Annotated in this window: 22 protein-coding genes; 4 read left to right on the top strand and 18 right to left on the bottom strand. The window is 56.3% G+C overall.

Translation table 11 applies throughout. The features are described 5' to 3' along the window. Nucleotide 1 precedes the first annotated feature (1 nt). Complete coding sequence (gene gluQRS / locus QPJ95_RS19210; protein WP_270918972.1) at nt 2–880, top strand: tRNA glutamyl-Q(34) synthetase GluQRS; 879 nt, start codon at nt 2–4, stop codon at nt 878–880. A gap of 58 nt (nt 881–938) precedes the next feature. Here the strand turns inward: gluQRS and hisI are convergent, their stop codons facing one another. Beyond that, the gene (gene hisI, locus QPJ95_RS19205) at nt 939–1,298 is read right to left on the bottom strand and encodes a phosphoribosyl-AMP cyclohydrolase (protein ID WP_270918973.1); all 360 of its coding nucleotides are present in this window, start codon (nt 1,296–1,298) and stop codon (nt 939–941) included. Between the two features lie 79 nt (nt 1,299–1,377). Here hisI and QPJ95_RS19200 point away from each other — a divergent pair, with 79 nt between their 5' ends. Then, nucleotides 1,378–1,830, top strand: a complete 453-nt coding sequence (locus QPJ95_RS19200; RefSeq protein WP_270918974.1) for an iron-sulfur cluster assembly scaffold protein — start codon at nt 1,378–1,380, stop codon at nt 1,828–1,830. Nucleotides 1,831–2,370: 540 nt separating this feature from the next. Here QPJ95_RS19200 and recG read toward each other — a convergent pair. The 4 genes from recG to sciP all read right to left on the bottom strand — a co-directional run bounded on the left by recG (nt 2,371) and on the right by sciP (nt 7,952). Beyond that, the gene (gene recG / locus QPJ95_RS19195) at nt 2,371–4,461 is read right to left on the bottom strand and encodes an ATP-dependent DNA helicase RecG (RefSeq protein ID WP_270918975.1); all 2,091 of its coding nucleotides are present in this window, start codon (nt 4,459–4,461) and stop codon (nt 2,371–2,373) included. Beyond that, complete coding sequence (gene ligA, locus QPJ95_RS19190; RefSeq protein WP_270918976.1) at nt 4,458–6,716, bottom strand: NAD-dependent DNA ligase LigA; 2,259 nt, start codon at nt 6,714–6,716, stop codon at nt 4,458–4,460. Before ligA ends, recG begins: the two co-directional genes overlap by 4 nt. Before the next feature lie 135 nt (nt 6,717–6,851). Then, a complete protein-coding gene (ctrA, locus tag QPJ95_RS19185; protein ID WP_270918977.1) occupies nt 6,852–7,571 on the bottom strand; it encodes a response regulator transcription factor CtrA in 720 nt (239 codons plus the stop codon). Nucleotides 7,572–7,679: 108 nt separating this feature from the next. Continuing rightward, a complete protein-coding gene (sciP, locus tag QPJ95_RS19180) occupies nt 7,680–7,952 on the bottom strand; it encodes a CtrA inhibitor SciP (RefSeq protein ID WP_270918978.1) in 273 nt (90 codons plus the stop codon). A gap of 132 nt (nt 7,953–8,084) precedes the next feature. On the opposite strand from sciP, the gene mnmA reads away from it, so the two are divergent. After that, the gene (mnmA, locus tag QPJ95_RS19175) at nt 8,085–9,230 is read left to right on the top strand and encodes a tRNA 2-thiouridine(34) synthase MnmA (protein ID WP_270918979.1); all 1,146 of its coding nucleotides are present in this window, start codon (nt 8,085–8,087) and stop codon (nt 9,228–9,230) included. Nucleotides 9,231–9,312: 82 nt separating this feature from the next. Here the strand turns inward: mnmA and lpxB are convergent, their stop codons facing one another. The 13 genes from lpxB to pyrH all read right to left on the bottom strand — a co-directional run bounded on the left by lpxB (nt 9,313) and on the right by pyrH (nt 21,606). Continuing rightward, on the bottom strand, nt 9,313–10,473 hold the full coding sequence (gene lpxB, locus QPJ95_RS19170) for a lipid-A-disaccharide synthase (protein ID WP_270919031.1): 1,161 nt from the start codon (nt 10,471–10,473) through the stop codon (nt 9,313–9,315). After that, nucleotides 10,470–11,258, bottom strand: a complete 789-nt coding sequence (locus QPJ95_RS19165) for an LpxI family protein (RefSeq protein ID WP_270918980.1) — start codon at nt 11,256–11,258, stop codon at nt 10,470–10,472. The genes lpxB and QPJ95_RS19165 overlap by 4 nt, the downstream gene beginning before the upstream one ends. A gap of 3 nt (nt 11,259–11,261) precedes the next feature. Beyond that, the gene (gene lpxA, locus QPJ95_RS19160) at nt 11,262–12,047 is read right to left on the bottom strand and encodes an acyl-ACP--UDP-N-acetylglucosamine O-acyltransferase (protein ID WP_270918981.1); all 786 of its coding nucleotides are present in this window, start codon (nt 12,045–12,047) and stop codon (nt 11,262–11,264) included. A 5-nt stretch (nt 12,048–12,052) separates the two neighbouring features. After that, the gene (gene fabZ, locus QPJ95_RS19155; RefSeq protein WP_270919032.1) at nt 12,053–12,517 is read right to left on the bottom strand and encodes a 3-hydroxyacyl-ACP dehydratase FabZ; all 465 of its coding nucleotides are present in this window, start codon (nt 12,515–12,517) and stop codon (nt 12,053–12,055) included. Between the two features lie 75 nt (nt 12,518–12,592). Then, the gene (locus QPJ95_RS19150) at nt 12,593–13,168 is read right to left on the bottom strand and encodes an OmpH family outer membrane protein (protein ID WP_390922557.1); all 576 of its coding nucleotides are present in this window, start codon (nt 13,166–13,168) and stop codon (nt 12,593–12,595) included. Nucleotides 13,169–13,217: 49 nt separating this feature from the next. Next, nucleotides 13,218–15,554 carry an outer membrane protein assembly factor BamA gene (gene bamA, locus QPJ95_RS19145; protein WP_270918982.1) on the bottom strand — a complete coding sequence of 779 codons (2,337 nt, stop codon included), beginning with the start codon at nt 15,552–15,554 and terminating at the stop codon, nt 13,218–13,220. A gap of 117 nt (nt 15,555–15,671) precedes the next feature. Beyond that, entirely contained in the window at nt 15,672–15,863 is a 192-nt protein-coding gene (locus QPJ95_RS19140; protein ID WP_286018297.1) for a hypothetical protein, read from the bottom strand. 140 nt (nt 15,864–16,003) lie between these two features. Further along, nucleotides 16,004–17,356 carry an RIP metalloprotease RseP gene (gene rseP, locus QPJ95_RS19135; protein WP_270918983.1) on the bottom strand — a complete coding sequence of 451 codons (1,353 nt, stop codon included), beginning with the start codon at nt 17,354–17,356 and terminating at the stop codon, nt 16,004–16,006. A gap of 4 nt (nt 17,357–17,360) precedes the next feature. Beyond that, complete coding sequence (gene dxr, locus QPJ95_RS19130) at nt 17,361–18,533, bottom strand: 1-deoxy-D-xylulose-5-phosphate reductoisomerase (RefSeq protein WP_270918984.1); 1,173 nt, start codon at nt 18,531–18,533, stop codon at nt 17,361–17,363. Continuing rightward, entirely contained in the window at nt 18,533–19,324 is a 792-nt protein-coding gene (locus QPJ95_RS19125) for a phosphatidate cytidylyltransferase (RefSeq protein WP_270918985.1), read from the bottom strand. Before QPJ95_RS19125 ends, dxr begins: the two co-directional genes overlap by 1 nt. Then, nucleotides 19,321–20,079, bottom strand: a complete 759-nt coding sequence (locus QPJ95_RS19120) for an isoprenyl transferase (protein ID WP_270918986.1) — start codon at nt 20,077–20,079, stop codon at nt 19,321–19,323. Before QPJ95_RS19120 ends, QPJ95_RS19125 begins: the two co-directional genes overlap by 4 nt. A 9-nt stretch (nt 20,080–20,088) precedes the next feature. Continuing rightward, nucleotides 20,089–20,652, bottom strand: a complete 564-nt coding sequence (gene frr / locus QPJ95_RS19115) for a ribosome recycling factor (protein WP_270918987.1) — start codon at nt 20,650–20,652, stop codon at nt 20,089–20,091. Nucleotides 20,653–20,859: 207 nt separating this feature from the next. Continuing rightward, entirely contained in the window at nt 20,860–21,606 is a 747-nt protein-coding gene (gene pyrH, locus QPJ95_RS19110) for a UMP kinase (RefSeq protein WP_270918988.1), read from the bottom strand. 130 nt (nt 21,607–21,736) lie between these two features. Between pyrH and miaA the strand changes: the two genes are divergently transcribed. After that, on the top strand, nt 21,737–22,600 hold the full coding sequence (miaA, locus tag QPJ95_RS19105; protein ID WP_270918989.1) for a tRNA (adenosine(37)-N6)-dimethylallyltransferase MiaA: 864 nt from the start codon (nt 21,737–21,739) through the stop codon (nt 22,598–22,600). The last annotated feature ends 15 nt before the right edge of the window (nt 22,601–22,615 follow it).

Below are 22,615 nucleotides of genomic sequence, written 5' to 3'. Positions count from 1 at the left end.
CGTGACATTCATCACCCGTTTTGCCCCGTCCCCAACCGGCCCTCTGCATCTGGGCCACGCCTATTCAGCATTGCTGGCACAGGATATGGCCAGGGCCGAGGGCGGTGATTTCCTGCTGCGGATCGAAGATATTGACCAGTCCCGTGCCCGCGATCACTGGGAAGCACAGATATACGACGATCTATCTTGGCTGGGGCTTTGCTGGCCAACCCCAGTCCTGCGCCAATCCGATCAAAAAGACAGATACCGGACCGCTCTGGAACACCTTTGGGCATCCGGAGTTCTGTATCCCTGCATCTGCAGCCGCCGTGATATCGAAACCGCTACCTCGGCCCCACAAGAAGGAGCCCAGACATATGGTCCCGACGGCATTATCTACCCCCAGACATGCAAGAGAAACATGACTAAGGATCAAGCACTCACAGGGCAAAACCCCATCCCCGAAGAGACCGCCATCAGGTTAGACATGCAACGTGCTTGCGCCTTTTCCAGTGCTGCTTTCACCGAAACAGGATATGGCCCCAATGGTGAAACCGGTCGGATCGAATTCACAGCCCAACAGATCGTTGACTCGGTTGGCGACATTGTCCTGTCGCGCCGGGGTATGGGAACGTCTTACCATCTTTCGGTGGTGCTGGACGACGCGGCACAGGGGGTCACCCATGTGGTGCGCGGAGAGGATCTATTTGAGGCCACAAAGATCCATGTTGTTTTACAACGACTGCTGGGTCTGCCGACTCCAACCTACCACCACCACAAGCTAATGCGCGACGGCGCCGGTAAACGTCTGGCCAAACGCGATGACGCCCGCGCCATCGCCAAATACCGCGCTGAGGGGGCCAGCCGGCAGGACATCAGAAAAATGGTTGGGCTTGACTAATCGGGGTCTCTTTCAGTCGGCCAATACACCCAGCCAGCGACAAGGCCGACCAGACCGATCACGTCATTGGCTGCATCAGTTCGACCTCAACCCCGTCCCGCACTGACGTATAAAAACAGCTGCGACGATTGGTGTGGCAGGCCGGTCCGGTTTGGCGAACCGTTGCCAGCAAACAATCCTGATCACAATCCACCCTCAGGTCCACCAGTTGCTGACTATGGCCCGAGCTTTCGCCCTTGACCCAAAATGCCTGCCTTGAGCGTGACCAATAGGTGACATTCCCGGTTTTCAAAGTCATAGCGACGGCCTCCGCATTCATCCAGGCCATCATCAGCACCTCGCCACTGCTGGCATCCTGGGCAATACAAGGGATCAGGCCGGCCATGTTGTAGGTCAGGCTGCTGGTATCAAAGGACATATAAAAAAAACCTTTTGCATCTGGATAGAGCACCCTATGTATTGAGAACGCCCAGTCAGGGAAAGCCCAAGGAAGACATATGTCCAGCGAAAGTGATCTGATCAAACTCTACTCCTCGCGTATTTTGGCGCTGGCCGCAGATATTCCGCATTTGGACCGCCTTGAGGCACCAGATGCAACGGTCAAAAAGCGCGCGCCGCTGTGTGGATCGGCGATCACCGTTGATCTGCGGCTGTCTAATGGAAAAATCACCGATTTTGGTCAGGATGTTAAGGCCTGTGCGCTGGGGCAGGCCTCGGCGTCTATTGTGGGGTCTGCGATTTTGGGATGCACCTATGATCAAGTCGAAACCGCCCGCGATCAGCTTAAATCGATGCTGATGGATAAAGGCCCGGTACCGTCGTCACCTTTTGACGGGCTCGAAGTTCTCATCCCTGCCCGTGACTTCAAAAACCGTCATGCTTCGATTTTGCTGGCGCTAGAAGCCACTCTTGAAGCAATGCAACAGATCACACGGAAAAATTACGCCTAATACCTTTTCAGAGATTTTGGTTTGAGGGTATCGCCCAGGGTCATGGCGCCCTCAGGTCAACACAGCGGCAGATCCGCCATCGGGGCTCGGGCAAAAAAAGACCGCCGCACATCCGGGAAGATGGCGGCGGCAGGGTCGCTCTCTCATGCGGGATCCGGATTGCCACCGACGGATCATGAGACAGATCCGCTGTGGGGTCAGGGCAGACAGTAGACCCCAGCATCATTTGGGACAGGATGTTGGTGCAACCGGCACGAGAGCGCAATCAGAAATCCTAAATCAGGCCAGGCATATGCAGGCCGACAAGTAATATGACGATCAAAGAGGCCGCGCCCACCGCGTCCTGTAAAAGGGTCGATGGCGAATGTTGCAATGTGTTCTTGATTTGTTCAATCATAAAATTAGCCTCCAGGAAAAATTGTGTCTGTTGATCACACTCTGCGGTGTTTGTTGACCCTTTGTTCTCATTTTTAAAGGCTTCTGTAAAGAACTTTATGAGAACATTTGCGAACACAGCCCGGAACATTCACCGAAAAACTCTTAACCCACTGAAATTAGACGAATTGCTCGATCCTGTCTCATCAACCACAAAAGAACGCGCGCTGCCCGTCCACGGGGACTTTCCAGAGCTGGATCCGTTGTCAGCAGGGCCCGCGCATCGCTTTGTGCCACCGCCATCAACCCGGCCTGTCTTTCCAAATCAGCGATTTGGAACCTCGGAAGCCCCGATTGGGCGGTGCCGATCATATCGCCGGCACCCCGCATCTGCAGATCGGTTTCGGCAATGACAAAACCATCCTCAGTTTCCCGCAGTATCTCAAGTCGCTTGCGGCCACTCTCTTTCAACGGCGCTTGATACATCAACAGGCAGGTCGACTCGGCGCTTCCCCGCCCGACCCGTCCCCGCAACTGATGCAATTGAGCCAGGCCGAAAATCTCAGCTCTCTCGATCACCATAATGGAGGCATTTGGTACATTCACCCCCACCTCGATCACCGTTGTCGCGACCAGAACGGATGTATCACCCGCCTGAAAAGCGGCCATTGCAGCGTCTTTTTCCGCTGCGGGCATCTGGCCATGGACCAATCCGACGATGCCTTCCCCCAGAACCGCGCGCAATCGCTTAAAGCGGTCTTCCGCGGCGGTCAAATCCATCACCTCGGATTCCTCGACCAAGGGACACACCCAATAACTTTGGCGACCCTGGGCAATGGCTTGACGCAGGTGGCTGATGACCTCCTCCATCCGCTCGGTGCTGATCACTGCCGTCTTGACAGGTTTACGTCCCGGTGGTTTTTCATCCAGGGTTGAGATATCCATGTCGCCATATTGCGCCAGGGCCAGGGATCGCGGAATTGGCGTGGCCGTCATCACCAGAACATCGGCGCCCTGCCCTTTTTCAGCAAGTTCCATACGCTGGCGGACGCCAAACCGGTGTTGTTCGTCGACGATAGCCAGCCGGAGATCGTGAAAGACCACGTCCTGCTGAAACACCGCATGAGTGCCAACCAAAATATGGATGTCACCCCGCTCTAATGCTGCCAACTTGGCCCTTCGTTCTGCGCCTTTGTCACGCCCGGTGAGCAGCTCCAGAACCACCCCGGCATCTTCCGCCAAGGGCCGCAATCCATCCAGATGCTGGCGGGCCAAAATTTCGGTTGGGGCCATCATTACACCCTGACCTTCTGCTTCAACAACGACCAGTAAAGCCATGAAAGCAACCAATGTTTTTCCGGAACCAACATCGCCTTGCAACAACCGGTTCATCCGTTTGCCTGACCCAAGATCGGTGGCAATTTCGGCAATTGCCCGGCTCTGGGCCGCGGTTGGTTTATAGGGAAGAGCCGCAAGCACCGAAGCCTGTAGCCGACCATTCCCGATACTTGAAATTCCGCGCGCCTTACGTTCCGTTTGTCGTGCCAGCGCCAAAGTCAACTGATGTGCGAACAACTCGTCATATGCCAATCTGGCACGTGACGGAGACCTGGCATCCAAGTCGTCCAGCCCGTTTGGCTGATGTGCGTTGACAACGGAGCGGTGCCACTGCTGCCAGTTTTCTTTCGCCATCTGCGCCGGATCAATCCACTCTTCCAGTTCCGGCAGCCGCGCCAATGCACTGCGAACGGATTTGCAGATCGTTTTCTGGGTGAGGCCCTGAGTCAGGCTGTAGACGGGCTCAAACTCTGGGATCTCAGCTGCCTCATCCAACGGCACCATATGATCTGGATGCACCATTTGCGCCAATCCGTCGAACAATTCTACCTTACCGGAGACAACGCGACGGGCCCCTTCCGGCACCTGAGACTCCAGGTATCTGCTGCGACCGTGAAAAAACACCAGTTGAAAATCGATCTCAGCATCGGTGACTAGAATGCGATAGGCGCCGCCGCGATTACGCGCGGCACGATGTTCACCAATGGTCACTTCAACGGTCACCACGGCAGGTAAATCGACACCTTTTACTGTTGCCCGGGTCCGCCTATCAACAACGGAATATGGCAGTAAAAACAACAGGTCCCGCGGCGTTTCAATGGCCATTTGAGCGAAGTTCTGCGCTGTCTTTGGGCCAACGCCCTGCAGCGCTTCGACTTCAGAGAACAGGGGGAACAGGATTTCCGGGCGACCGCTCATGCCTGGTCTATCAGAGCAAGCCAACTGTCCTCATCAAGGATTTTGACGCCAAGGTCGGAGGCTTTCTTAGCTTTGGACCCCGCCCCTGGGCCGGCCACCAATATGTCGGTCTTCTTGGAAACGGATCCGGACACCTTGGCCCCAAGAGCCTCAGCCCGTGATTTGGCCTCGGCGCGGCTCATTTTTTCCAATGTGCCGGTGAACACCACAGTTTTCCCGGCGACCGGGCTTTCATTGGGGGGGGCTTCCGGTGGAACAATCTCAAGTTCGGCGGCCAACCTCATGATTGCAGCGCGTTCTGCAACGTTTGCAAAGGCGTCTGTCAATGAAAGGGCGACAGAGGCGCCGATGCCATCAATGCCTGTAAGACCCTGCCACGCGGCTGCAGACCCAGGCTGAATTTCACAAGCCGCGATCACCGAATCCCGTGTTTCCTTGATTTTTGCACGTCGGTTTGAGGATTTAGCTGCAATACGTTCTGCGTCTTCGGCCTCATCCGCCATTCGCCATGCCAGGGCTGCTGAACGCGCGGTATCAACACCCTCTACCAATTTAACCCAGCTCATGAAATGCAGTGCCAAATCCTTGGCTGCGGTTTCGCCCACATGGCGAATACCCAATGAAAACAACATCCGGCCAAAGGCTATCCGGCGCTTGTCTTCAATGGCCGCAAACAGCTTCGCAGCACTTTGGTCGCCCCAGCCACTTCGATTTTTCAGTTTGGTAAATTTGGCCGCATCCCGCCTTGCCAATGTGAAGATATCGGCCGGCTCCTGAATTTGCAGATCATCGTTCTCATAGAAGGACTCTATCTGCCTTGCGCCGAGCCCATCAATATCAAAGGCCTTGCGCGCCACAAAATGTCTCAGCTTTTCCTTGGCTTGAGCGGGGCAAATCAGTCCGCCCGTGCAATAACGCGCGGCGTCTCCCTCTTCGCGTACAGCCGGACTATGGCAATCAGGGCAAAGGGCAGGAAAGGTATAAGCCTTTGAATCGTCGGGCCGTTTACCCAGGTCTACATCGGCCACCTTGGGGATCACGTCGCCGGCGCGATACACCTGCACAAAATCCCCAACTCGGATGTCCTTGCCGCCGCGGATGTCTTCGCCTTTGGAATCACGCCCGGCGATGTAATCTTCATTGTGCAACGTGGCATTGGAAACCACCACGCCGCCAACTGTCACCGGCACCAATCGGGCAACCGGACTGAGGGCGCCAGTGCGACCCACTTGAATGTCGATGGCCGCGATCCGGGTCCAGGCCAGTTCGGCCGGAAATTTATGGGCGATCGCCCAGCGGGGCGTTGTCGACCGAAAACCAAGCCGCCCCTGCAGGCCAAGGTCATTCACTTTATACACCACACCGTCGATATCGTATCCTAAGGATGCCCGCTGTGCTTCGATTTTATGATAATGTTCGATCATCCCAACTGGGGACAGACACAACTTAGTTAAAGCGTTGGTTTTAAACCCAAAATCAGTCAGTCGCTTGATGGCGTCCATTTGAGTTTTTGCAAGGGGCGCAGAGAGTTCGCCCCAGCTGTAGGCAAAGAACCGCAAAGGTCTGGAGCGGGTAATTTCGGCGTCCAATTGGCGTAAGGATCCCGCCGCCGCATTGCGGGGATTGGCAAAGGCTTTGCCGCCGCGTTCTTGCTGGCGGATATTCAATGCCGCAAAGTCCTGGTGGCTCATATAGACCTCGCCACGCACCTCCAGCACGTCTGGCGCATTGGCAATCTGTTGCGGGATATCTGAAATAGTCAGGGCATTTGCCGTGACATTTTCACCGGTAGAGCCATCACCCCGCGTCGCCGCCTGCAGCAGTTTCCCGTTTTCATATCGCAGAGACAGCGACAACCCGTCGATTTTTGGCTCTGCGCTATAGGACAGCTGTTGCTCCGCTGCCAGGCTGAGGTATTTGCGAACACTAGCGTCAAAAGCCTCAACATCCTCATCGTCAAATGCATTGCCCAAAGACAGCATTGGCAGCACATGAGAGATTTTTCCGAATCCAGAGGCGACCGGTGCGCCGACCTGATCGACTTGGGTGGCAATCTGGGAAAGCTGTGGAAACCATTTCAGCAGGTCGAGGTAACGCCGCTTTACCGAATCATAGTCCGCATCCGACAATGTCGGAGAATCTTTTTGGTGATAATCAAGGTCAGCCAGCCGTAGTTTCTCTTGCAGATGCAGCAATTCAATGCGGGCATCGCTTTCAGAAAGAGATGTGGTTTTTGTCTTGTTGGTCTGGCTCATGTGCGCCCCCTGTCACCTGCTGTCACGGTGATAGGATGTGAGGCGCGCCGGGTCCAGATGTTCAAACCAACTCGAACAGAATTCCTTGCCGGGCAATACAGCAGCGGCGCCCTGAGGCACCGCTACCGGATAGGCTCAGGCGCCAACAGCCAAGCGTGGGCTGCTCGGCATTTGTTCCACCTGCGGATCCCGCAGAACATATCCGCGACCCCAGACCGTTTCGATGTAGTTTTCACCCTCTGTCGCAGTGCTGAGCTTCTTGCGCAGCTTGCAGATGAATACGTCGATGATCTTCAACTCCGGCTCATCCATGCCGCCATACAGATGGTTCAGGAACATTTCCTTGGTCAGCGTCGTCCCCTTACGCAGGCTCAGCAGCTCCAACATCTGGTATTCTTTGCCGGTCAGGTGCACGGATTTACCATCTACTTCGACCGTCTTCGCATCCAGGTTAACCGCAATCTTGCCGGTTTTGATGATCGACTGCGAGTGGCCCTTGGAGCGGCGAATGATGGCGTGAATACGCGCAACCAGTTCCTCGCGGTGGAACGGTTTGGTCATATAGTCGTCAGCACCAAAGCCAAAGCCTTTGATTTTGTTCTCAGTATCATCTTCACCAGTGAGAATCAGGATTGGAGTTTCGATCCGTGCCAAACGCAGTTGACGCAGCACCTCGTGGCCGTTCATATCCGGCAGGTTCAGATCCAGCAGGATCAAATCATAGTCGTACAGCTTGGCCAGATCGATGCCCTCTTCCCCCAGATCCGTCACATAGACGTTCAGGTTCGCATGGGTCAGCATCAGTTCAATGCTTTTTGCTGTTGTTGGGTCGTCTTCCACCAGAAGTATGCGCATGGTCTCTTATCTCCGCCTGTAAGCTCTTTCTCTCAAGTTGCGTTAACCTTGATGGAAAAAGGTTAACGCTCCGTTACCATAATAGTTAATAAGGGTCAGATCCTAGGTCTATCGGTATTTTTTCAATGCTGTGGTCTTTAAGGCATCCACTCCGTGATCTGCCACCGCTGCAATCCAGCTGCGAAACTCTTCCTCGCTCAAACCATAGCGTTGCATTGCCTCAGTTTGAGGCAGCAATCCATAAAGAACCCCGCGAACCACTGCGGCCTTGCGAGAGGCAACCCAACGGCTGGTGGTTTCTGGCGGCAGGTCAGCGTGGGTCATAACAGTCCCGTCCGGCAGCGTAACTGCGCGTGGCCCGTCGACTTTCTTCAAAAACATCACCGTATTCCTTATTGTACGCCGTCAGCCTTGACCGACACGACTTAATGATATGTGAACCATGCCCCTTGAGAGTCTGTAGGATTTTCCTATATTCTGCGACGTCTGCCCCAATCCCCCAGGAGTCGCCCCATGGCGCTGGATTCGTTCCCCCCGCTAAACTCACTTGGTTTTGCCAAACCACCCTCTGAAACCCGTGTCGTCGTGGCGATGTCCGGCGGTGTCGACAGCTCTGTTGTCGCAGCATACTTGGCCGATCAGGGCTATGACGTGGTTGGCGTAACGCTGCAGCTCTATGATCATGGCGCCGCGCTGGCCAAGAAAGGTGCCTGCTGTGCAGGCATCGATATCCACGATGCCCGCCGCGTCGCCGAGGAATACGGCTTTCCACATTACGTGCTGGATTATGAGAACATTTTTAAGGATGCGGTGATCGACGAGTTTGCCGACAGCTATTTGGCTGGCGCCACGCCGGTGCCCTGCATTCGGTGCAATGAACGAATCAAGTTCAAGGACCTGTTGCAGACCGCCAGGGACCTGGAGGCCGACTGCATGGCCACCGGTCACTATATCCAACGCAAGATGGGTACCCTTGGCGCCGAGTTGCATTCAGCCACCGATGCCAGCCGGGATCAAAGCTACTTTCTGTTTCCCACCACGCCGGAGCAGCTGGATTTTCTACGCTTTCCGCTGGGCCATTTGCCTAGCAAGGACGCCACCCGCAAAATGGCGACACAATACGGGCTGGCAGTGGCGGATAAGCCGGACAGCCAGGACATCTGCTTTGTGCCCGACGGTGATTATGCAAGTCTGATTGAGAAACTGCGCCCTGGTGCTGCAGAGCCGGGCGAGATTGTACATGCTGACGGACGTATATTGGGCCGCCACAACGGTGTACTGCACTATACAATCGGCCAGCGCCGCGGTCTTGGCATCGGTGGGTTGAGCGAGCCGCTATATGTGGTCAAACTGGACGTCGATGCCAAACAAGTTGTGGTTGGCGGCAAAGAGCTCCTTGCCACCCGCAAGATCCCTGTCCGCGAGATTAACTGGTTGGGGGATGAACCCTTCATGTCGCGCGAGGAATGGCATCTGTCGGTCAAAGTGCGCTCGACCCGCCCCCCCCGTGAGGCCATCATCCGGCCGATCTCGGCCACCGAGGCCGAAGTCGAGTTGCTGACCCCCGAAGAAGGCGTGTCCCCGGGGCAGGCCTGTGTGTTCTACGCCAGCGACGACAGCCGGATTTTTGGCGGTGGCTGGATCTGGCGCGGCTATTGATTCAGCAACCAGACCCTATGCCCGGTGGCGACACTGGGCAAAAGGCCTGTGCAAAGGGTCTGAGCAAAGGGTCTGGCAACGCTTAGGTCAGCCGGTCCAGTACAGCCCGCGCGGCGCGCAGCCCCGGGACTTCTCCACCCTGGCCCAATTGCTTCATCGTCAATGCCATTGCCCGCTGTTGGTCCGCAGGACCGGCCGCCACCTGTGTCAGCGCCGCGATGATTTTTTCGGCAGTACAGTCGGGGCCTAGGCATTCCGGTACAAAACGACTGCAGGTGACCAAATTCACCAGCGTCACGGTATCAATCATCGCCATAAATCTCATGATCCGCCAGGTCAGCCACTGAAACCTGTAGGCAATGACCATCGGTGTCTTTGCGGCGGCCAATTCCAGCGAAACCGTGCCAGAGGCCGCCAGCGCCAGATCAGCAGCGGCAAAAGCCGCCCGTTTATGCGCCTGCGCTTTTTCGGGTTCGAAATCATTGGGATCGAACACCAAAACGTCGCTGGGCCAGTCTTGCAGATTTTCACGGACGAGCCCGGCAACGGCCGCAGCCGCAGGCACAACCACGCGCATCTTTGGGTTGGTTTTCTGGAACCCGCTCAGGGCCTCGCCAAACACCGGCGCCAATCGGAGCACCTCTGAACGACGTGAGCCGGGCAAGGCCAGCACAAAGGGCGCATCGCCCAACCCCATCTCGCGGCGAAACTCAGTGATTTCAGCCGGTGTCGCCTGCGGCTCAGCGACCACCGGATGGCCGACAAAATCGCAATCCATCCCCGCAACCTGCATGAATTTTGGCTCAAAGGGCAGCAATGCCAGCACGTGGTCGATGACCCGTGCCATTTTCTTGGCGCGCCCCGGACGCCAGGCCCAGACCGAAGGTGCGACGTAATGCACCGTCCGGATGGCGCTGGATTTTTTCACAAGTTTGGCAACGCGCAACGAAAAATCCGGCGCGTCGATGGTAATCAGCACATCCGGTTTGCTGGCAATCACCGCCTCGGCCACTTCGCGGATCCGCCGTTTCAGATGCAGATACTTAGGCAGCACTTCGGCGATCCCCATGATCGACAGCTCGTCCATGGGAAACTGCGATGACAGCCCCTGCGCCGTCATCATCGGCCCGCCGACACCGGCGAAACTCACGCCGGGCGCCAGCTCATGCAAGCCAGCCATCAAAGCGCCCCCCAACCGGTCGCCCGAGGGCTCACCGGCCAGAATGAACACCCGCAGGCTCATGCCGGGCGCAGCCATAAAAACAACCCCAGCCGATCGGCAGTTGCGATCACCTCATCCTGCGCCAGTACAATGACGCCGCCCGCCTCAAGAACAATGCCGGACAGGCCCGCCTTGGCGGCCATTTCAACGGTGGCGGGACCAATTGTTGGTAAATCGGCGCGGCGATCCTGTGCAGTTTTGGGTGCCTTGAACAACAATCCACCCTGCCCATCCGGGCGATGCTGCAAAGCCTGCAACATCCAATCGGTTCCAAAAGTATTTTCCACAGCGATGGCCTGCCGACCTCGAACGGCACAGGATTGTCCAATGTCGGCAGCACTCATCGCCGCCAAAATTTCGGCCCCGCGCAGGACATCTGCCTTATCCAGCTCGCCCGGCTGAACCACAGTTGGTACACCCGCTGTCATCAAAAGATCCGGCGCCACGTCCTGCGCGGATTTCACAGCAAAACCAGATGTCTCAAATATTTCGATCACCGCACGCAAGGCGCCGTCATCGCCTGCAGCCAGTGCTGCCTGCAACACCGGCACCAAGGGATACGTCGCCGCGTCAATTGCCGATGGATCAATCCTGGGGCGGCCAACCGCACCCGCCATGCAAATTTCGGTGATGCCGCGCGCGGTCAGTTCGGCCAGAAAACTACCCAAATGTTCCAGCCGGAAATGCAGCTCTGCCGTAACTGAGCTTGGTTCATTCCCAGCCATGCAGCAAATCAAGGGGCGCGTTGCCAATTGCGACACAATTTCACCCGGCAAGGCCCCGGTTCCTGCGATCAGTGCCAGCATGGCTTACCCTCCCGGCGTCAAAAAGGAGCGATCACTGTCGCCGGTAATAAACGCCACGATTTCCTGCACATAATCGCTTTCGCTCTCATCGCCCAAACGCCGGGCCCGCTCCTGAAAGGTGCCCTCGCCTTGGGCCAGCATCTGAAAGGCCGCCCGCAGCGCGGTGATATCAGAGCGGGCAACACCACGCCGTTTGAGACCAACCAAGTTCAACCCGTCCAGACCGCCCCGTGGCGCCTGCACCAAGCCATAGGGAATGACATCATTGGTGACCATTGTCACCGCGCCAACGATGGCGCCTTTGCCGATCCGCACCCATTGATGGATACCGGACAACCCACCGATGATCACGTCGTCATCCAGCACACAATGTCCGGCAACTGCGGCCGAATTCACCACTATGACCCGGTCTCCGATTTGCGCATCATGGGCGATATGGCAGCCGGCCATGAACAACCCGTCATCGCCAATCCGCGTCACGCCACCACCACCATCGGTGCCGGCATTCACCGTCACATGTTCACGGATCCGGTTGCGTTTGCCGATCAGAGTGCGGCTATGTTCGCCCTTAAACTTCAGGTCCTGCGGCACTTCACCAAGCACCGCAAAGGAGAAAACAACCGTCTCATCACCGATCTCGGTGTTTCCGGTTACAACAACATGGCTTTTCAGCACCACCTGATTGCCGAGCACCACCTCCGCGCCAACAACACAGAACGGGCCGATCTCGCAGCCCTGGCCAATGATGGCACCCTCTTCGATCACCGCACTGGAATGGATTTGGCTCATCGCGTTCAGTCCTTTTGCAAGTCAACCATGGCCGTGAATTCGGCCTCGGCGGCGGCCTCACCATCGACAGTTGCCTTGCCGGAGAATTTCCAGATTTTACCGCCCGGCTTGCCACGCAGGGTAACGATGTTCATTTCAAGCACATCCCCCGGCCCCACTTTACGGCGGAACTTGCACTTATCAATGTTCATAAAATAGATCAGCATATTGCTGTCGATCATATCAAAGGCAGTGCCGATCATCACGCCGGCAGTCTGCGCCATCGCTTCGACGATGGTGACCCCTGGCATGATTGGCGTGCCCGGAAAATGACCCTGGAAATGGGGTTCGTTCATGGTGACATTCTTGATGCCACGGGCCGAGCTGTAGCCATCAATGTCGAGCACTTTGTCGACCAACAAAAACGGATAGCGATGCGGCAGGATCCGCTGAATCATTTGAATGTCAGCGCTTTTCAACTCGGCGGTCATAACGGTCATCCTGTTGTTGTCATAGGGTCTGCGCCGTCACTAGCAAGACAGCGTCTTTTGGGCAAGCTGCCGCAATTATTGTTGAGCGTCCTGCTCCAGCTGAGAACCGTCACCCAGAACCGCATCTATCCGTGAAATCGCAAGATCGGTGATGTCCGCGGCGTAGGCACTGAGAAAAACGGAGGACTGGTCCAGAATGGCACCGGCCCCGGATTCCCGCATCAGTTGTTGCAAAACCGGTAAGGAAACCGTGAAAAATTCGCGCCTGGCCGTCTCGCCGGTTGCATTGATCTCCCGCAGTTTCTGCTCTTGCAGCCGCCGGGTTTCTTGAACTTTTTCATCAAAAGCATCAGCCAATGCCCTGAACGCCGCCGGATCCATAGAATGGCGGCGCTCGGCGAGGGTCTGTTCTTCGGCCCGCAAAACAGCCTCAATACGTCGATTTTCAGCCGTCAGAACGGCGCCCTCAGCTTCGATCCCTTCGGCAACCCGGCGCCCAAAAGCACTGCTGGAAAACAACCGATCCGGATGAATTGTCAAAATGGCGCTTTGCGGAATGCCCAGTTGCATTTCGCTATTCAGATCCAGTTCATAGGGTCCCTGAGCAAGCGCCTGCAGCGGCGCAAACAGGGCACCCATAAGGGCCAGCATTTTTGCCAGCCCTCTGTGGTGACCCTGTTTGCCACAGCGAGGCATTGTCTTAGAACCGCGCCTGGATTGTCAGATCAAAGCTCTGTTCCTTATCAAAGGTTTCCTTCTGCAAGGCCTTCGAGAAGTTGAACCGCAAAGGTCCAAAGCCAGTTGTCCACAGCAGAGAGATCCCGATCACATGGCGGAAAGAGCCGCCCTCACCAACAATATTGTTTGCACTGGAGGTATCAACATTGGACAGGTCCCAAAGATTGCCGATGTCGTAGAAAAAGCCGCCGCGCATGCCAAGTTCTTCGGGCAAGCCAAGCGGGAATTCCGCATCAAACCGGGCCACGGCATAATAGTTACCGCCGAGGAAATCGTCGTAGGTGGCGCCAGATCCAATGGTTGACCGGTCACGGGCGCCAATACCGCCTGGCTCAAAGCCACGCATAATAGTCGGCGACAGAATATACCGGTCTATCGATCTGCTGCTGTCATTGCCAAGCCAGCTCAACGCACCCGCTTCAAAGGTGGCGCGCAGGGTTACTTCTTCGTTGAACACCATTCGCTGAGCAATGAATTTGGCATTGGATTTAACATATTCGCTGTCGCCGCCCAGACCGGAATAGTCCGCACCAAGCTGAACCAGGAACCCGGCGTTTGGATCCAACCCGGTGATCCGGCTGTCGTAAGTATAGGTGAAACCAACACTGCTCGACGTCCGCTCGCCCTGCGCAATTTCGTCAAGGACAATCGGCCCTGCCAATGGATCGCCATTGGAATCATTTCCCCGGCTGACCATTTCATCACGATCCCAGGTATAGCGGACCCGAAGAAGGGAGCTCTCACTGGTCTTAAAAGACAGCGCCGGGGTGATAAAGGCCCGTTTGGTGTCATACTCCGAGAAGCTTGAATCGGTTTTTGAAACACCCAGATCCAGAGAAAACTGCAAATCACGCCCCAACAGGTGCGGTTCGGTAAATCCAAAAACATATTCTTCGGAATCCTGGGCAGTCGAAATATTGAACGACAAACGCTGACCCCGACCCAGGAAGTTGTTTTCCGTCAGCCCGATGGTCACGCCAAACCCGTCATCAACAGAATAGGCACCGCCCAGTGTCAGCGACCCAGTCGGCTGCTCCTCCACATCAACATCCACCACAACCTGGCTGGCTGTGCTGCCCTCGCGGACATCAACTTCGGCAGACGCAAAAAAGCCTAGCGCCCGAATACGCTCTGCGCTCTCACGGATTTCACGAGGATTGAACGGGTCCCCTTCGACGGTTTTGAACCGCTGGCGGATCACCCGGTCAAGCGTGGTTGTGTTGCCCTCGATATCGATCCGCTCAACAAACAGCCTGGGGCCGCGGGTCAGCACAAATTCGACATCCAGTGTCAGATCCCGGTCATTTCTGGAGATCCGCGGTTCTACCCGCAGAAAATCAATCCCTTGTCGAATGGCCAGCGTCTCTAGACGCTCAATCGAGTTTTCGACCAACACAGGGGAATAGGTGACGCTGGATTTGACCCTTAGTGCGTCAAAGAACAAATCCGGATCCGCTTCGCTGATTTCACTGGAAACTGAGATCTCACCAAATTTGAACTGCTGCCCTTCGGTGACATCCACCACCAGGAAAAAAGCGTCTCTTTCATTGGTCACTTCGGCATTGGCACTGTTGACGCGGAAATCGACGTAGCCCCGTGACAGATAGAAATCACGCAGAACCTGCTTATCAAACTCGATGCGATCTTCGATCAAAGTGTCCGATTGAATAAACGCCCGCAAAAGACCTGCCTGCTTGGTTTCCATGACACGGCGCAAGCGGCGATCTGAATACACCCGGTTACCGACAAATGAAACGCGCTCAACCTCGGTGGTGTCGCCCTCGGTAACTTCAAAAACTAGGTCAACACGGTTGTCGCTGCGCCGAATGATCTTGGGGGTAACCCGCGAGGCAACCCGACCCTGGGCACCATATGCCTCAGCGATATTGGCGGCGTCGCGTTCGGCCTGCGATGGGTTAAACACCCGGCGCGGCGCAGATTCGATCAACCCGATAAGATCGTCATCTTTTAGACGGCGATTGCCCTCAAAACTGATTTGGTTGATCGTTGCAAACTCAGTGACCTTGATGGTCAGTGTATTGCCACGCGGCACCAATTCAACGGTTTCAAAAACCCCACTGTCAAGAATACGCTGATAGGCATCGTTCAGTTGCCCCGCACTCACAGTTTTGCCACGCTCAATCCCGGTATAGGCGACAATCGTCGAGGTCTGAATGCGCTGATTGCCTTCGACCTGCACCGAGTTGAATTGGTAATCCTGAGCCTCAGCAAACGCCGGTGCAAAGGCAAACCCCATAGCGACAGCAAGTGTTAGTGCTGACGCTTGTCTATACAACATATTGGTGCGCGATTGGCACCCCCCGCAGGATTTACCCACACTTGTCCCCCAGAGCATATCAAATAACCCAATTTTTTAAGCAGCTTTAAAACTGCGTATCGGGTTTGTGCCCTGTTGTCAAAAGCTAGAAAAGGGCGAACAGGACTGAAATTGGGTACTGCATACATCCATTTGCCGTTCAGAAGCAGAGACAGCGATCCAGCAGCCGGCGATCAACGCCAGAAAAATAACAAACGCGGACAGCGCCCGATCCCAATTCAGCCGCATCAGCAGGCCCAAACCGCGATATGAATATTGTAATGTCTGCATGATCCAGAGCCCCTTTTGCCATCAGCCTCCGCAGATTTACTAAAACGTAGTTTCTGCCGCGCGCCTTGCCAAAAGATTAACAGGGGAATGTGGCTACAATTGGACGGTCGCCGCTATCGACGACCGTCCAAAGATCGTTGTCAGCAGAAAATGTCATTGCCCAAGGCAAACACCATCAAAGACAGGATCGCGGCGAAGCCAAATGTCATCAACACCCGCATAGCCATATCGCTGGGTTGCTTTTTGGTGATTGCCTCATAGGCATAGAACATCAGATGGCCGCCATCGAGCGCCGGGATTGGAAACAGATTCAGCAATCCAACCGCAGTAGAGAGAACTGCGATAAACCAGATAAAGCTCTGCGCACCCTGACTGGCCATCGCCCCCGAAGTTTCGGCAATGCCTAAGGGACCGGACAGGTTACAAGTGCTGATTGCGCCTGTAATCATATGCTTCAGCCCGGAGAGCGAGGTATCGATAACCCGCCAGACCTGCGACGCCCCCGCCGTAACCGCCGTAATCGGTCCAGTGCCGACAGACACCGGCTCAAAAGCCAAACCGACGCCGATTATTCCAATCCGCCATTCGGTGGCAAAACTGCCATCGGCCTGCGGTTCGTCAACGCGACGCGGCGCCAGGGCCAGTTCCAGGCTCTGATCTTGCCGCCAGATATCAAGCAAAAGCACCTTGCCATTCGCCGCTTCAACAACGCGCTTCAACTGGGTAAAGGCCACAATCTCTTCGCCATCAATGGCGGTGATCACATCGCCTGACATGATACCGATGCTCGAGGCGGCACTGCGCGGCACCACCATGTTGACCACCGCTGGGGCAATGTATGGCCCATCAACAACCATTTCGACGCCATCCCGCATAACAGCATATGCCAACGGCTGCTGCGAGGGGATTTGCTGCCGGAAGGCGCTCCATTTTTCAGAGTCCGAAATGCTCGGCGTGTCTATACCGGCGATCGACAGGATCTCGTCGCCCTCGCGCAATTCGTTGACAAACCCGGGCATCGGCACCAGGGCGCCCACCGTCAGCGGGTCCCTTGGTTCACCGCGGATCATAAACACACCCGAGAAAATCAATATGGACAGGGCAAAGTTAAACAGCGGACCGGCTGCTACGGTGGCTGTCCGCGCCCATAGCGGCGCGCCGTGCATCGTGCGTCGCAGAAAGCTCGGATCAGCTTCGGCCTCGGCCATTGCCTCTTCGTCCTTGCCCGAGGCGGCATTGGCATCCCCCAGAAACTTGACGTAGCCACCAAACGGCAACAGAGCGACCTGCCAGCGGGTGCCGCGCCGATCAACGCGGCTCCACAGCACCGGGCCAAAGCCCAGCGAAAACACCTCGGCGTCGATGCCAGACCAGCGTCCAACGATGTAGTGACCATATTCGTGCACCGCCACGATCACCGACAGCGCCACCACAAAACTGAGCACTGTGTAAAGAAAGCCGCCAAACTGCGGAATGAGAGAAACTACGTCCAAAATACTACCCTGTTCGTTCTACCAAGGCCAAATCAACCCGTTGCCGGGCCAATTGGTCAATCTGCGACACGTTATCAAGTGTCATTGCGTCATCAATGAGGCTGGATTGCCCCTCAAAATACGCCATCACCTGTTCAACAATGGTGGCCATATCGAGAAATCCAATCCGGCTCGCGATGAAGTGATCCAGCACCCGTTCTTTGGCACCGTTGAACACCGTCCCCATCATGCCACCGCGAGCCATCACTTGATAGGCCAGAGCCAGCGCAGGGAATCGTGCCGGGTCCGGGGTGACAAAGTTCAACTGGCCGATCTTGGCCAGATCCAGCCGCGCAACCGGCAGCTTGCGACGTTCGGGCCAATGCAGCGCATAGCCAATCGCGTGCCGCATATCCGGTGCGCCCAGATGCGCCATCAGCGCCCCGTCGCGAAACCCGACCATGGCATGCACCAAGGATTCAGGGTGCACCAACACTTCGATTTGATCCGGTTTGACGCCGAAATACTCATGTGTCTCAATGACTTCCATCGCTTTGTTAAACATGGAAGCGCTGTCGATGGTTATCCGTTGCCCCATGTCCCAATTGGGATGCGAGGAGGCCTGTGCCAGTGTCGCCTGCCGCAACTGCTCCAGTGGCCAATCGCGAAAGGCGCCGCCAGAGGCGGTTATGATAATCCGCTCAACCGCCTCCATGTCCTCGCCCACAAGCGCCTGAAACACCGCCGAGTGTTCGCTGTCCACCGGCAAGATCCGCGCCCCGTGGCGTTTGGCGGTGTCCAACAGCAGCGCGCCAGCACAGACCAGTGATTCCTTATTGGCCAAGGCCAGTGTTGCGCCCTGTTTCAACGCCTCCAGCCCTGGGGCCAGACCAGCAATGCCAACAATGGCAGACATCACCCAATCAGCGGGCCGCGCGGCGGCTTCGACCAGAGCCATTTGACCGGCGGCGGCCTTGACGGTGCTGCCGGCCAATGCGGCACGCAAATCGTCCAGCCGGTCGTCATAGGCGGTAACCGCAATGTCAGCATTCAGGGCAATGGCATCCGCCGCCAGTCTGGCAATGTTGGCTCCCCCGGTTAAGGCCACCACATCATAGCCAGCCAGGTCACGCCGGATCAGGTCGATGGTGTTTTGACCGATCGACCCGGTGGCGCCAAATATCGATATTTTACGCATTACAGTGTCCCGCTGGGCAGGCCCCAAAATGTCAGAAAGATAAGCACCATGGCCGCCGCCCCCAACATTCCGTCAAAGCGGTCAAAAAAACCTCCATGGCCGGGGATCAGCGCACTGGAATCCTTGACGCCCATTTTGCGTTTCAGGGCGCTTTCAGCAACGTCTCCGGCTTGACTGGCTATCGACACCAGGAAAGATAGCACCACCAACCCCGGTCCTAATCCCAGCTCCCGGGCAAACCACATGCCAACAGCGACCGCCGCAATCCAGCCGGCTGCAGTACCTGACCAGGTTTTCTTGGGGCTGACACGGGGCCAGAATTTGGGGCCGCCAATAAGCTTGCCCGCAAAATACCCGGCCACGTCAGTGACAACTACAACGCACACCAGCCACAGAACCCACTGGATGCCCAGAACATTTCGCAACCAGATAAACCCGAATCCGGCAATCAGAACCCACAGCGCGAAGCCAAAATAATAGAGCCTGCGCTGTGACACTTGCGAAAGCCCCACCAGCGCAGGCGCAACCAGTAAGGGCAATGTCCAGATAGGCGCAAGCAAAGCAGCAGCCAAAGTGGCAGCGCCGGACAGCAAGCCCAGTTGCAAGGCGACCGCACGTTGCTCAGGTGCCAGCATCCGCACCAATTCCCAGATCAGAACGCCACAGCACAGCGCTATCAGCACATCAAACAGCAGCCCACCTGTGAAAACAGTAAAACTCCCCAGCACCAACATGACAATGGCCGAGATAAACCGTGGGGCAAGATCCGCCCAGCGACCGTTAGTATTCATGTTTTCACCGTCCCAAATCGACGTTCCCGACGTCCAAATTTTTCGCAAAGCCGGCCAAGCTCTGCCGCCGTGAAATCGGGCCACAATGTATCGATGAACTCATATTCAGAATAGGCTGACTGCCAGAGAAGGAAATTGGATATCCGGGCCTCGCCGCTGGTGCGTATCACCAGATCAGGATCTGGTAAAACATAAGTATCTAAGTACCTTGGCAGAGTTTCTTCATCTACCTCTTCGGGGTTCAGCGTCCCGTTCGCCACGTCATGCGCCAGCCGCTTGGTGGCGCGGGCCACCTCATCGCGGCCGCCATAATTCAGCGCAACCGTCAAATGAGTGCCGTCATTGCCCGCGGTCTCAACCTCAAGCCGATCCATCAGCTTGACCAGTTTGGCATCAAGCCTAAGGCGGTCGCCGATGAACCGCACCCGGACGTTCCTGGTCGCCAGAGCCGCCATTTCCCGGCTGATGTATCGCCGGAACAGGTTCATCAACCCGGCCACTTCGGTCTGTGTCCGTTTCCAGTTCTCGGTCGAAAAGGCAAATATCGTCAGGTACTCGATGCCAAGTCCCGGGCAGGCTTCAACAACCTCCCGGACCCGTTTGGCACCCGCATGATGGCCAAACAACCGCGGCCGGCCGCGGGCCTGCGCCCAACGTCCGTTGCCGTCCATGATGATGGCAACATGACGCGGCCCATCGCCGCCCGGCGACAGGCTGCCGCTGTCCTGCAATGGGATATCAGGGTTTTTTGACATGCTAGGACGTCAGACCTGCATGATTTCTTCTTGCTTGGTCTCGAGACTGGAATCGACCAGCTTGGTCATTTTATCAGTCATTTCCTGCACCTCGGATTCCCAGAACTTCTGATCATCCTCAGACATGCCGTCAGATTTAGCTTTTTTGATCTGATCCATGCCGTCGCGCCGAATATTACGGATCGACACACGGCCGTGCTCGGCATATTGGCCCGCAACTTTGGTCAACTGGCGGCGGCGTTCTTCGTTCAGTTCTGGAATTGGCAGCATGATGATGGTGCCATTCAGTTGCGGATTGATACCCAGGCCGCTCTCGCGGATGGCCTTTTCAACCTTGCCAACCAGACCCTTGTCCCAAACGTTGATGGTAACCATTCGTGGCTCGGGCACGTTGACTGTGCCGACCTGGTTAATCGGTGTTTTCGACCCGTATGCGTCAACCATGATCGGCTCGAGCATCGAGCCCGAGGCACGGCCGGTTCGCAAACTGGCAAATTCAGTTTTCAAATTTGCCATAGCGCCGTCCATACGACGCTGCAAATCATCGGTATCGAGAATAAAATCGTCAGACATGCTGCCCATTCCCCGTCTTCAGGTGATGTTTTCTAGGCTCATAAGCCATTGGCCGCGCAATGTATAGCAATCTTGCTGCTGAATTTCAGCCTCAGCTGATAATTTCAACCCTCAAATTCAGCAGTTCCAACGCAACCCAATTGCCGTCACCCCGGAAAACAGGCTGGAATATTCGAAAATTCCAGACCCATTTTTCCGGGATTTTGGTTAGCCAGAGACTCGGGTGTAGGTGCCCTCGCCCGCCAGAATACCACGGAATCCGCCGGGCTCATCCAGAGAGAATACAATGATGGGTAGGTTGTTGTCGCGCGCCAGAGCAATCGCAGAGGCATCCATGACGCCCAGACGTTTGATCAGAACATCGTCATAGGAAACAGTGTCATAGCGAACCGCATCGGCAAATTTTTCTGGATCTTTATCGTAGACGCCATCAACCTTGGTGCCTTTGAAAATCGCCTCACAGGACATCTCGTTGGCGCGCAGGGTGGCGGCGGTATCGGTGGTGAAATACGGGTTGCCGGTGCCCGCGGCAAAGATGCAGACCCGTTTTTTCTCAAGGTGGCGCACCGCACGGCGGCGGATGTAGGGCTCGCAGACCTGATCCATCGGGATCGCCGAGATCACCCGGGTAAACACCCCAAGCTCTTCCAGCGCGCTTTGCATCGCCAGCGCATTCATCACCGTCGCCAACATGCCCATATAGTCAGCGGTGGTGCGTTCCATCCCCTGAGCAGAGCCGGACAGCCCGCGGAAAATATTGCCGCCGCCAATCACCATGCAGATCTCGACGCCCATGTCATGCACCGACTTCACTTCTTCGGCGATGCGCTGAACCGTTGGTGGATGCAGACCAAACCCCTGATCCCCCATCAGCGCTTCGCCGGAAATTTTCAGCATCACGCGTTTATAAGTTGAAGCGGAATGTCCGCTGGACGGATCGGTAGAAAGGGGCATATTGCGCTCCGGAATGTGACGGGGTTAATCTGCCGGGCAAAATGGCGCAAATCAGTGCCATGTTCAATGCAAGTCGGCACAGTTTGATGGTAAAACCGTGTCGTATTTTGCTCAGGCCAGGACAAGACAGATGACGTTGCCCAATATTTCCCCGGACCAGCCGGTCTTGATTGCTGGCCCCACCGCCTCGGGCAAGTCCGCTTTGGCGCTGGAGATCGCCGCGCAACAGGGCGGAGTGATCATCAATGCGGATGCCAGCCAGGTCTATGACTGCTGGCAAGTGATCACCGCCCGCCCCTCAATCGCCGAGACGTCCGCAGCGGAACATGCGCTCTATGGTCACCTGCCATTTGACGCGGCCTATTCCGCTGGCCATTGGCTGCGCGAGGTCAAACCGCTGTTATCCGGCCCCCGGCGCCCCATTATCATTGGAGGCACCGGTCTCTATTACACCGCTTTGACCGTTGGCATGGCGGATATCCCCGCCACCCCTGCTGCGGTGCGCTGCGCCGGGGATGATCTTCCAGTCGAAGCTATGCTCGCCGCTTTGGATGCCGAAACCAAGGCCAGGATTGATGTGAAAAACCGGGCCCGGGTGCAACGCGCCTGGGAGGTTCAGCAGGCCACCGGCAAACCTCTTTCGGCCTGGCAGGATGATACGCCGCCACCACTACTGCCGGTCGAGACCTGTGCAGCTCTGGTGTTCGACGTTGACAAGACCTGGCTCGAATCCCGCATCCGCCGCAGGTTTGACCAGATGATAGACCAAGGCGCCCTCGATGAGGCCCGGGCCATGCGGCATCGCTATGATCCGTCCTTGCCGTCCTGCCGGGCGATTGGCGTGCCCGAATTGATGGCGCATTTGAACGGCGATCTGACATTGGCGCGGGCGCGCGAGAAGGCCTCGGTTGCCACAAGGCAGTTTGCCAAACGGCAGCGCACCTGGTTTCGCTCAAAAATGAAGCACTGGACCGCATATTCACCGCCAGGGTGACGTTTGGTTTCGCGG

Origin of the sequence: Parasedimentitalea psychrophila (assembly GCF_030285785.1) — a bacterium.
In the GTDB taxonomy this organism is placed as follows: domain Bacteria; phylum Pseudomonadota; class Alphaproteobacteria; order Rhodobacterales; family Rhodobacteraceae; genus Parasedimentitalea; species Parasedimentitalea psychrophila.
This window is presented reverse-complemented; position numbering and strand designations above follow the sequence as displayed.